At 64.3% G+C, this 10,890-nt stretch carries 11 protein-coding genes; all 11 read left to right on the top strand.

The features are described from left to right. Positions 1-68: 68 nt before the first annotated feature. The 11 genes from ftsH (at position 69) to AC1DJB_RS07640 (ending at position 10,599) form a co-directional block, all read left to right on the top strand. On the top strand, positions 69-2,138 hold the full coding sequence (gene ftsH, locus AC1DJB_RS07690) for an ATP-dependent zinc metalloprotease FtsH (RefSeq protein ID WP_441432792.1): 2,070 nt from the start codon (positions 69-71) through the stop codon (positions 2,136-2,138). Positions 2,139-2,148: 10 nt separating this feature from the next. Next, positions 2,149-2,817, top strand: a complete 669-nt coding sequence (folE, locus tag AC1DJB_RS07685) for a GTP cyclohydrolase I FolE (RefSeq protein ID WP_284990223.1) — start codon at positions 2,149-2,151, stop codon at positions 2,815-2,817. Positions 2,818-2,825: 8 nt separating this feature from the next. Continuing rightward, a complete protein-coding gene (gene folP / locus AC1DJB_RS07680; protein ID WP_441432791.1) occupies positions 2,826-3,731 on the top strand; it encodes a dihydropteroate synthase in 906 nt (301 codons plus the stop codon). Positions 3,732-3,760: 29 nt separating this feature from the next. Further along, positions 3,761-4,120, top strand: coding sequence for a dihydroneopterin aldolase (gene folB / locus AC1DJB_RS07675; RefSeq protein ID WP_059388928.1), 360 nt, complete (start codon positions 3,761-3,763; stop codon positions 4,118-4,120). Beyond that, positions 4,117-4,656: a 2-amino-4-hydroxy-6-hydroxymethyldihydropteridine diphosphokinase gene (gene folK / locus AC1DJB_RS07670; protein ID WP_284990225.1), complete on the top strand. Its 540-nt coding sequence runs from the start codon at positions 4,117-4,119 to the stop codon at positions 4,654-4,656. The genes folB and folK overlap by 4 nt, the downstream gene beginning before the upstream one ends. Before the next feature lie 3 nt (positions 4,657-4,659). Beyond that, positions 4,660-5,181: a DUF3180 domain-containing protein gene (locus AC1DJB_RS07665; protein ID WP_059388929.1), complete on the top strand. Its 522-nt coding sequence runs from the start codon at positions 4,660-4,662 to the stop codon at positions 5,179-5,181. Beyond that, complete coding sequence (locus AC1DJB_RS07660) at positions 5,162-5,674, top strand: PH domain-containing protein (protein WP_441432790.1); 513 nt, start codon at positions 5,162-5,164, stop codon at positions 5,672-5,674. Before AC1DJB_RS07665 ends, AC1DJB_RS07660 begins: the two co-directional genes overlap by 20 nt. Beyond that, complete coding sequence (locus AC1DJB_RS07655) at positions 5,671-7,164, top strand: PH domain-containing protein (RefSeq protein WP_441432789.1); 1,494 nt, start codon at positions 5,671-5,673, stop codon at positions 7,162-7,164. The genes AC1DJB_RS07660 and AC1DJB_RS07655 overlap by 4 nt, the downstream gene beginning before the upstream one ends. After that, positions 7,157-8,107, top strand: coding sequence for a Rossmann-like and DUF2520 domain-containing protein (locus tag AC1DJB_RS07650; RefSeq protein WP_441432788.1), 951 nt, complete (start codon positions 7,157-7,159; stop codon positions 8,105-8,107). The genes AC1DJB_RS07655 and AC1DJB_RS07650 overlap by 8 nt, the downstream gene beginning before the upstream one ends. Positions 8,108-8,109: 2 nt before the next feature. Further along, complete coding sequence (panC, locus tag AC1DJB_RS07645; protein ID WP_441432787.1) at positions 8,110-9,012, top strand: pantoate--beta-alanine ligase; 903 nt, start codon at positions 8,110-8,112, stop codon at positions 9,010-9,012. A 138-nt stretch (positions 9,013-9,150) separates the two neighbouring features. Further along, positions 9,151-10,599, top strand: coding sequence for a DHA2 family efflux MFS transporter permease subunit (locus AC1DJB_RS07640; RefSeq protein ID WP_476910126.1), 1,449 nt, complete (start codon positions 9,151-9,153; stop codon positions 10,597-10,599). The last annotated feature ends 291 nt before the right edge of the window (positions 10,600-10,890 follow it).

The following is a 10,890-nucleotide window of genomic DNA, read 5'->3' as shown; positions in this document are numbered from 1 at the left end:
CACCACACGCGCGCAGAAGCTGCGCCGTGCAGCACTACCAGGAGGGACGGGGCGGAGCCCCCGAACAGATGAAAGCTAAGAGTTTCTTCAAGGGCCCGGGCATCTGGATTGTTGTCGTAGTCGGCTTGCTCCTGGTGGCATTTGCAACCCTTGCCCCCGGCGGATCCACCCGTATCGACACCGACAAGGGCCTCGCGATCCTCTCGCAGAGCGGCAAGGTGGACCAGGCCAAAATCTACGATGCCGAGAACCGCGTTGACCTGACGCTGAAAGACAACCTCGTCATCGATGGCCAGGACAAAGGCAAGAACGTCCAGTTCTTCTACGTCACCGCGCGAGCCGGGGATGTCGTCAAGGCCGTCACCAACGCCCAGCCGTCCAGTGGCTTCACGGACCAGCCCGTCGAGAACAACTGGTTCTCCGGACTGTTCTCCCTCCTCATCCCCGTCCTCCTGCTGGGTGTGCTTTTCTGGTTCCTGCTCTCCCGCATGCAAGGCGGCGGTTCCAAGGTGATGCAGTTCGGGAAGTCGAAGGCCAAGCTGGTCAACAAGGACATGCCGCAGGTTACCTTCTCTGACGTTGCCGGTGCGGACGAAGCCGTCGAAGAGCTCCAGGAGATCAAGGAATTCCTCGCAGAACCGGCGAAGTTCCAGGCCGTCGGCGCGAAGATCCCCAAGGGCGTGCTGTTGTACGGCCCTCCGGGCACCGGCAAGACCCTCCTGGCCCGCGCCGTCGCAGGCGAGGCCGGCGTCCCGTTCTTCTCCATCTCGGGCTCGGACTTCGTCGAAATGTTCGTAGGCGTCGGTGCTTCGCGCGTCCGGGACCTTTTCGAGCAAGCCAAGTCCAATGCGCCCGCCATCATTTTCGTTGACGAGATCGACGCCGTCGGACGTCACCGTGGCGCCGGTATCGGCGGCGGCAACGACGAGCGCGAGCAGACCCTTAACCAGCTCCTCGTCGAAATGGACGGCTTCGACGTCAAGACCAACGTCATCCTGATCGCGGCAACCAACCGTCCGGACGTCCTGGACCCTGCCCTGCTCCGTCCGGGCCGCTTCGATCGCCAGATCACTGTTGAGGCACCGGACCTGATTGGTCGTGAACAGATCCTGAACGTCCACGCCAAGGGCAAGCCGATGGCCCACGGCGTCGACCTCAAAGGCGTCGCGAAGAAGACCCCGGGCTACACGGGTGCCGACCTTGCCAACGTGCTCAACGAGGCCGCACTCCTGACGGCCAGGTCCAATGCCAACCTGATTGACGACCGCGCCCTGGACGAGGCAATCGACCGCGTCATGGCCGGCCCGCAGAAGCGCAGCCGCGTCATGAAGGAAATGGAGCGGAAGATCACCGCCTACCACGAAGGCGGCCACGCCCTGGTGGCAGCGGCATTGCGCAATTCAGCCCCTGTCACGAAGATCACTATCCTGCCCCGAGGCCGCGCACTCGGCTACACGATGGTCGTTCCCGAGGACGACAAATATTCGATCACGCGCAACGAACTCCTCGACCAGATGGCCTATGCCATGGGTGGCCGCGTTGCAGAGGAAATCGTCTTCCACGACCCCTCCACGGGCGCCTCGAACGATATCGAAAAGGCCACTGGAACTGCGCGCAAGATGGTCACCCAGTTCGGCATGAGCGAGCGCATCGGCGCCGTGAAGCTTGGCGCCGGCGGCGGCGAGCCGTTCCTCGGCCGGGACATGGCACAGGAACGCAACTACTCGGACTCGGTGGCGTACATCGTTGACGAGGAAGTGCGCCGCCTGATCGATCAGGCCCACGACGAGGCCTATGCCATCCTGACCGAGAACCGCGACGTCCTGGACCAGTTGGCCCTTGAGCTGCTTGAGCGCGAAACGCTGAACCAGGCCGAGATCGCCCACATCTTCCGCGACATCCGCAAGCGTGATTTCCGCGAGGTATGGCTCTCCAAGGAGTCCCGTCCGGTCCAGACCATCCCTCCGGTGGAATCCCGTGCGGAGAAGGCCGAGCGCGAAGCCCAGGAACAAGCCAAGGCAGCTCGTCTCGAAGAGCCTTTGGACGCCCAGCCCCCGCACCCGCAGGGAGTCGGCAGCCAGGAGTCATTCACTGGTCAAGGACCTGACGCGGGCACCGACGTTTCGCATCAAGGCTAAGCTTTCTGCTGTGACTCACATCGACGACGACGACTTCAGCGGTGCCGCCAGTGACGACTTTGGCGACGCCTCCGGGGGAAAATCAGGTGGCCACGGCCACGGCCACCACTCATATAAGGTCGACCGCCCCCGCATCGAGGCGGCCGTCCGCGAGATCCTCATTGCGGTGGGCGAGGACCCGGACCGTGGCGGACTGGTGGATACGCCGAAGCGCGTAGCCAAGGCTTACGCCGAGGTGTTCGCGGGCCTGCACCAGGATCCCGAACATGTCCTGTCCACCACGTTCGACCTCGACCATGAGGAACTTGTGCTGGTCAAGGACATCCCGTTCTATTCCACGTGCGAGCACCATTTGGTGCCGTTCCATGGCGTCGCGCACGTTGGATACATCCCTTCCCACGACGGCAAAGTGACGGGGCTGAGCAAGCTGGCCCGCCTCGTCGACATTTATGCCCGCCGCCCCCAAGTGCAGGAACGCCTGACCACCCAGATCGTCGAAGCGCTCGTGACCCACCTCAAGCCCAGGGGCGCGATCGTCGTCGTCGAATGCGAACACATGTGCATGTCCATGCGTGGCATCCGCAAGCCCGGCGCCAAGACCGTCACCAGCGCAGTGCGCGGGCAACTTCATGACCCGGCCACCCGCGCCGAAGCCATGAGCCTCATACTCGGAAGGTAACAAAGACCATGGATTCCCTCGCAGCAGCACCAGGAACGGGCCCGGCTACCAGCCCCCTGCCCATTCTCCGCAAACCCCGTCCAGCTGCCCGCTTCGCGGACCTGCCGGCCGACCGCACGCTCGTCATGGGAATTTTGAACGTCACGCCGGATTCATTCAGCGACGGCGGAAAGCACCCCACGGCGGACACCGCCATCGCCCACGCATTGCGCATGTTGTACGCGGGAGCGGACATCATCGACGTCGGCGGCGAATCGACCCGCCCGGGCGCCGAGCCCGTCTCCCCGGAAGAAGAACAGCGCCGGGTCTTGCCGGTGATTCAGGCACTCGTGAAGGCGGGAGCGCTCGTCAGCATCGACACGACACATGCGTCGACGGCCGCCGCGGCCGTGGAGGCAGGAGCCGCGATCATCAACGATGTCTCAGGGCTGAGCCTCGAACCTGAGATGGCCGAACTCGTTGCACGCACCAAAGTGCCCTATGTCCTGACCCATCGCCGGGGCGACGCCGAGACCATGAACAGCCTTGCCGACTACGGCAATGTGGTTGACGAAGTCATCGAAGAGCTCAAGGGCGTCCGCGACAAGCTCTACGCGGCAGGCGTCACACCGGAGCAAATCATTGTGGATCCAGGCCTGGGCTTCTCCAAGGACGAGGACCAGAACTGGCAACTCCTCAAGTACATCGGCAAGCTGGATGAACTTGGCCACAAGGTCCTGATTGGAGCTTCCCGCAAGCGTTTCCTCGGGACGCTCCTGACGGTGGCCGGCAAGGCGGCGGCACCGGCGGAGCGCGATCATGCAACCGCTGCCATCACGGCTATCAGTGCCGCGAACGGCGCCTGGGCCGTGCGCGTCCACGACGTCGGCCCCAGCCTTGACGCCGTCAAGGTTGCCGCACGCATCAGACACTAAGCTTCGTGGACAAAGGGGGAGGAACCGGTTTGGACAGGATCACACTGACCGGCGTGACCGCCGTCGGGCATCACGGCGTCTTCGACTTCGAGCGCCGGGACGGACAGCCGTTCGTCGTCGACGCGGTGCTGTACACCGATTTCAGCAAGGCAGCGGAAACCGATGACCTGCAGTTCACGGCGCACTACGGCGAAGTGGCCGAGTACATCACATCCCTCATTACGGGCGAACCCCTCAACCTGATCGAGGCTCTCGCCGTACGGATCGCCGAGGGGATCCTGGCTGGCTTCAACGTTGCCGCCGTCGATGTCACGGTCCACAAACCCAAGGCCCCCATCGAGGTACCCTTCGGTGACGTCACCGTCAGTGTCCACAGGGAGCGTGCATGACCTCCCGTTTCACGAAAGCCATCCTGGCCTTGGGCAGCAACCTGGGTGAGCGGAACGACACCCTCTCCACCGCGGTCGCCGACCTCGTTGACCGCCCGGAAATCCGCCTGCTCGGAGTCTCCCCGGTGGTACAGACGAAAGCCGTGGGCGGGCCTGTGGGGCAACCGGATTTCCTCAACATGGTGATCGCCATTGAGACCACGCTTACGCCGCTGGAACTGTTGCAACACTGCCACGACGTCGAACAAATGCACCACCGGGTCCGCGAGGTCCGCTGGGGCCCCCGCACATTGGACGTGGACATCATCGTCTATGGCGAGTTCAGAAGCGACGACGAAACACTGACCCTGCCGCATCCGCGGGCTGCGGAGCGGGCCTTCGTGCTCTATCCGTGGGCCCTCCTGGACCCTGCTGCGCGGCTCAACGGTGAGAGCGTCGCCGAGCTGGCCGCCAAAGCCGAGGACTTTCCCGGGCTTCGGCCTTTCGACGGTTTCGATGGATCCGGCAGCGTCGCTGCCGCGGGAGCGGTGGAATAGTCCATGAAGGCCATGCGACCGCTCTTGTTGGCGATCATCGCCGTCGTTCTTGCCGCCATCGGCTGGCTGACCACCGTGCTCACTACGCGCTACAGCATGGCGACGCCGGTTCTTCCTCCTTCCGCGTTGATAACCATGGGCTTCATCGCCGTGCTGACCTTGATCATGGGCATCCGCGTCCTGCGGTGGCGCAACGGCAAGAAAAAGACCATGCTCAACCCCATCTTGGCGGCGCGAACCCTGATCCTGGCCCAGGCCTGCGCCTATGCCGGCGCGGTGCTGCTGGGCTGGCATGTGGGAATCGTGATTGAGCAACTCCGGCTCTGGAGCTTCCGGAGCGACCAAGGCATCTTGTGGCTCGCGCTCATCATGGGCGGCGGCGGGCTCATCATGGCCATCGTGGGCCTCGTGGTGGAGCGGTTCTGCCGAATCCCTCCGGAAGACCTGGAAGGCGGCCCCGGCGTCAGGGATCCACGTCGTGGCGAGGCCAAGGGCGAAGGCGAATATGCATACCGCGGCGATTGATCCTCCTGGCATCCAGTGGCTGCGCGTTTCGCGGAAATACGTGACCGTGCGGATTTTCGGGTGGGCCATTGGCCACGTGATCACGATCGGCCTGTTCAGCTTGCCCTTGCTTTTCGTTGAACTGGGATGGTGGAAGTGGCCACCGCTGTGGCTCGCCGTCGCCGTTCCCGCGGCCTTTCTGCTGGTTGGCCTGTGGCGGCTTGTGTTGATTCCGAGGCAAGTGAGGGCCATCGGCTATGCGGAACGTGACGACGACCTGCTGATCCGCCGCGGCATCTTCTTCCAGCGGACCATGGTGGTTCCCTACGGCCGGATGCAATACGTCGACGTTGCGGTTGGACCTGTCGAGCGGGTCCTCGGGCTGTGCACCCTCAAACTCCACACCGCTTCAGCCGGAACCAACGCCCACCTTCCCGGACTTCCCGCCGCTGAAGGCGCACGGCTGCGCGAGCAGCTTTCGGCCCGCGGCGAAGCGAGGCTGGCCGGGCTGTGACCCATGAACACACCGTCGTCGACGGCGACTGGCACCGCGTCCACCCGGCGTCGCCCTTCGTGCGGGGATGGGTGGCACTGGCGGCGATCGTCTATTTCTTCGGCCGCGATACCTTCGAACGGGCCCTCCAAGGCCGCGGGACCATAGGCGACAACTTCAACGAACGGACGCTCTGGCTCCTGGCCGGGGGCGGCGTCGTGCTGTTACTGGCTTTGGGTTCTTTCGTCCTCAGCTGGTACTTCACCAGGTACCAGCTTGCCGAAGGCTACGTAAGGGTCAACACCGGCTTCCTGTTCAAGCAGCAGCGCCAGGCGCGGCTTGACCGGGTCCAGGCCATCGACATCGTGCAGCCCCTGCTTGCCCGTATTTTCGGGCTCGCGGAGCTGAAGTTCGAGGTGGCCGACGCCGGCCATTCGGCCGTGCGGCTCTCTTACCTCAGGCTCTCCCAGGCCAAACAGCTCCGTGCCACGATCCTGGGCCGGGCCGCCGGCATTGCTGACGGGAGCGAAACGGTCGAGGTGCCCGAGGCCCCCGAGCAGGTGGTGCTCTACGTGCCGCCTGGACGGCTTGTCGGTTCGCTGATCCTGAGCGAGCAGAGCCTCTTCATTGTGCTCAGCGCCATCGCGTCCGTGTTGGTGTCAGTGCTGACCGAGTCCCGGGCCTTCATCCTCTACTTGATTCCGGCAATCCTCGGCTTGGGAACCGCCTACTGGCGATCGTTCAACACGGGCTACAACTTTACGGCGGCAATTTCCCCGGACGGGATCCGTGTGCGCTACGGGCTCCTGGACACCCGGGCCCAAACCGTGCCTCCCGGCCGCATTCAGGCCCTCAAGGTCACGCAGCCGCCGCTGTGGCGGATTCTCGGCTGGTACAGGATCCACGTGAACGTTGCCGGCTACGGTGAACACCACCGCAGCGAAGGCGAGCACCGGACCCTGTTGCTTCCGGTCGGCCGGAAGCCTGAAGTGATGATGATGCTCTCGCTCGTCTTGCCCGATCCTGGTACCGCCGATCCTGAACGGGTGTTCACCGCCGGGTTGACCGGACTGGATTCAGGCGCCGGCTTTGTCACTACCCCCAAGCGTGCCTGGATTCTTTCCCCGTTGGGCTGGCGACGCAACGGCTTCCTTTCAACGGACACGGCCCTGCTGCTGCGCTCCGGTCGCTTGTGGCGGAAGTTGGTGATGGTCCCGCATCAACGAACGCAGTCGATCGCCCTCCACCAAGGTCCGTTGGCCCGGCTCTTCGGCGTCGCCGACCTCGTGTTGCATACGACTCCGGGACCGGTAGCGCCCCGCCTCATCCAGGCAGCCACCGAGGAAGCAGTCGGCTTGTTCGACCAGCAGGCGGCCCGGGCGCGGAAAGCCCGCAAACTGCAGAGTTCCGAGCAATGGTTGGCGCAACTTCCGTCCGCCGCCATGCCGGCCCCGCCCGCCACGCCTGCCATGCGGCGTGCATCAACCCAGGAGGAACCCGACCATGGCTAGGCCAGGACGACTCGGCGTAGGAATCATTGGCGCCGGCAAGGTGGGTGCCGTACTGGGTGCGGCCCTGCGCGGGGCCGAGCACGCCGTCGTCGGGGTTTCCGCAGTGTCGGAGGCGAGCCGGGAGCGGGCCGAGTCGCTGCTGCCGGGGGTCCCGATCCTCGAAATCCAGGAGATCGTGGAGCGGTCCGAGTTGGTGCTCCTTGCCGTTCCGGACGATGCGCTCGGCGAACTCGTGTCAGGACTGGCCAAGCTCGGCGCATGGCAGCCAGGACAGCTCGTGGCGCACACGTCCGGCCGCTTCGGCGTCGGAATACTGAAACCGGTCCGCGCCGCAGGCGCCATTCCGCTCGCCCTCCACCCGGCCATGACGTTCACGGGCATGAGCCTGGACCTCACCCGGCTCATGGACTGCACGTTCGGGGTCACTGCCGACGCCGCGATGCTGCCCATCGCCCAAGCCCTCGTGGTGGAGATGGGCGCTGAACCGGTGGCCATTGCCGAGGCCGATCGCACGCTTTACCACGCGGCCCTCGCGCACAGCTCGAACCATATGGTCACCCTTGTGGCCCAGTCCTCCCAATTGCTCCGGGATATCGGCGTCGACGCGCCGGAACGCATGCTCGGCCCCTTGCTCCGCGCCACCTTGGAGAACGCCCTGGCCTCAGGCGAATCGGCACTGACCGGGCCCGTGGCCCGCGGGGATGTGGGGACCGTCGCCGCCCACGCGGAGGCCCTCAAGGAGTACGACGGCGGTGCCGGCGGCGATGTCCTCGTCGCCTACCGGGCCATGGCCCGCGCCACGGCCCGCCGGGCTGTCAATCGCGGACTGCTCAAAGAGGGCCAGCTTGGCGACATCAACAACGCCTTGGACGCCTCGGGTACGCCGGACAACGGTGAAGACCGTCCAGGCAACGACGCTGCCGGGACGCAGGAAGGAAACTGAGAATGGCCATCAAACTTGTGACCACTGCAGCGGAATTGCGGGCAGAAAGCGCGCGGTTGCTCGCGGAAAAGCGCGGGAGCTCGCAGGGCCTCGTCCCGACGATGGGAGGGCTGCACACGGGTCACGCGGCTCTGGCCCGCACCGCCGTCGAACAGAACGACGTAGTGGTGGCCTCCATCTTCGTGAACCCTCTGCAATTCGGCGAGGCCGCGGACCTCGAACGCTACCCGCGCACGCTTGATGCCGACATGGCTCTCCTTGACGCCGAGGGCGTGGATCTCGTCTTCGCCCCTTCCGTAGAAGAGGTTTACCCCGGTGGGGAGCCGCTGGTCCGGGTGACTTCGGGACCGCTGGGCGAGAAATGGGAGGGCGCCTCGCGCCCCGGCCACTTCGACGGCGCCCTAACGGTGGTCGCCAAACTGTTGCACTACGGACTGCCGGGCGGTCCAGCCGCCGACGGCGGTGCTGCCGCGTACCGCGCGTACTTCGGCCAGAAAGATGCCCAGCAGTTGGCGCTCGTGAAGCGGATGGTGGCAGATCTCAGCTTTCCGGTGGACATCGTGGCCGTACCTACGGTGCGCAACGCGGACGGGCTGGCCCTTTCCAGCAGGAATCGTTTCCTTTCCGAACAAGAGCGTGAAGCGGCCTTGGTGCTGTCCCGCGCCCTCCGCCTGCTCGAGTCCCGTGCCCTGGCGAACGAGCCGCTCGAGCTGGACTCCGCCGTCGCGCTCGTTGAATCGCAGCCCCTCGTGAAGCTGGACTATTTCGACGTCGTCGATCCCCGCACGCTGGAACCGCTCGCCGAAAACTGCAAGGAAACTCCCTTCCGGGGCGAAGGGCTTGCGATCATTGCGGCGAAGGTCGGGCCCGTGCGGTTGATCGACAACCTGCCGCTGGGTTCCTGAACTCTCTTAACTTCCGGATGCCAGTACGCAAACGTTTGGATTAAGCTGCTGACGGGAATGCCGTTGAGGCTTAGACTGTTGCAATCTTCACCGGTGACGAGCGCCGGAAACCATCGCACCCAAAGCTGAGGGATCCTCATGTCTACCGACGTCACATCCGACGCGCACGGCAACCCCATGCCGGAAACAGGGACACAGCAAGCCAGCGACAGGATGTCGCGCGAGTCTGTCACCGTCATCGTCACGCTCCTTGTGGCCACCTTCGTAGTGATCCTCAACGAGACCATCATGAACGTCGCCTTGCAGCGGCTCATGACGGACCTCAATGTCGACGCGCCTACTGTCCAGTGGCTCTCCACTGGATTCATGCTGACCATGGCCGTGGTCATCCCCACCACCGGCTTCATCCTCCAGAGGCTCACCACTCGAGCTGCGTTCCTCCTGGCCATCGGACTGTTCAGCGGCGGTACCCTGCTCGCGGCACTGGCCCCGGGTTTTGGAGTGCTCTTGTTGGCGCGCATCGTCCAAGCGGGCGGCACGGCAATTATGCTGCCGCTGCTGATGACGACCATCTTGACCTTGGTGCCTCTGTCCCGCCGGGGTGCCGTGATGGGCAACGTGACCATTGCCATCTCGGTTGCGCCGGCCTTGGGTCCCACGGTTTCCGGGATCATCCTCGACCACTTCTCGTGGCGATTCATGTTCGTCTTCGTACTGCCGGTGGCCTTGTTGGCGATGGGCATTGGCGCCAAGTTCCTGACCAACGTCGGTGAACGCGGCAACGTCAGGTTGGACTTCGTCTCGGTAGTCCTGACCGTTCCTGCCTTCGGTGGGCTGGTCTATGGACTGAGCCAGATCGGCGGCCACTCCGGAGCAACCGCCGTTCCGATCGCTGCACTCGTGATCGGCGTCCTGTGCATGGTGGCGTTCGTCTTCCGCCAGCTCAAATTGCAGAAGTCCGACGCGCCCCTGCTGGACCTCAGGGCATTCAACTTCCGCATGTTCACGGTCTCGGTCCTGCTCATGGTGGTTGCCATGATGGCCCTGTTCGGCGGAGTGATCCTGCTACCGCTCTACCTGCAAAACGTTCTCCACCTGCAGCCAATGGAGACCGGCCTGGCGCTCCTTCCGGGCGGCTTGGCGATGGGCCTGCTCGGTCCGGTGGTCGGCAGGTTGTTCGACAGGATAGGCCCGCTTCCACTGACTGTCACGGGTTCCATCCTGCTGGTGCTCACGCTGTGGCAGTTCTCAATGCTCAACGCGAGCAGCCCCCTGTGGTGGGTCGTGGTCCTTTACGCAGTGCTTAGCCTGGGGTTGGCTTTGCTGTTCACGCCGGCGTTCACCACTGGCCTCAACCCGCTTCCGCCGCACCTCTATTCGCACGGCTCGGCCATCATGAGCACACTGCAGCAGGTGGCGGGTGCCGCGGGGACTGCGCTCCTGGTTTCGATCTTCGCGGTGGTCTCGGCTGCGTCCGGCTTTGTTGCCGGGATGCAGGCCGCATTCCTGACGGCCACTTTGATTGCGGTGGTTGCCGTAGTGCTGTCCACCATGATGCGCAAAACCGAGGGCGCAGCCGCGCACTAGTCCGCTTTGTTTGCTGGTGCGGCGCGTTGTCTGTGACGCACGGCATGTTTTTGGCTGGCGGCCCTAAAGGCTTTCACTCAGGTGGCACTGGGCGCGGAATTGCCGTGTTGTAGCGGGTTTTGAAGCGCAGGATGGTGCTGTGGGGGTGATTTGCGTGGGGTCTTGGGGGTGTGTAAAGTAGATCGAGTCGCCGCCGCTGATGCGGAAAGATTGCGACCGACCCCCTTTCAAATGGAAACCAAATTCTTGGTTCGCTTTCTTGCGTTCCGGTGTGGTTTCCGGGTGTCACGG

Source organism: Arthrobacter sp. 01T428 (assembly GCF_056398685.1).
Note: the sequence above shows the minus strand (reverse complement) of the source record. Positions and strands in the feature narration are given on the sequence as shown.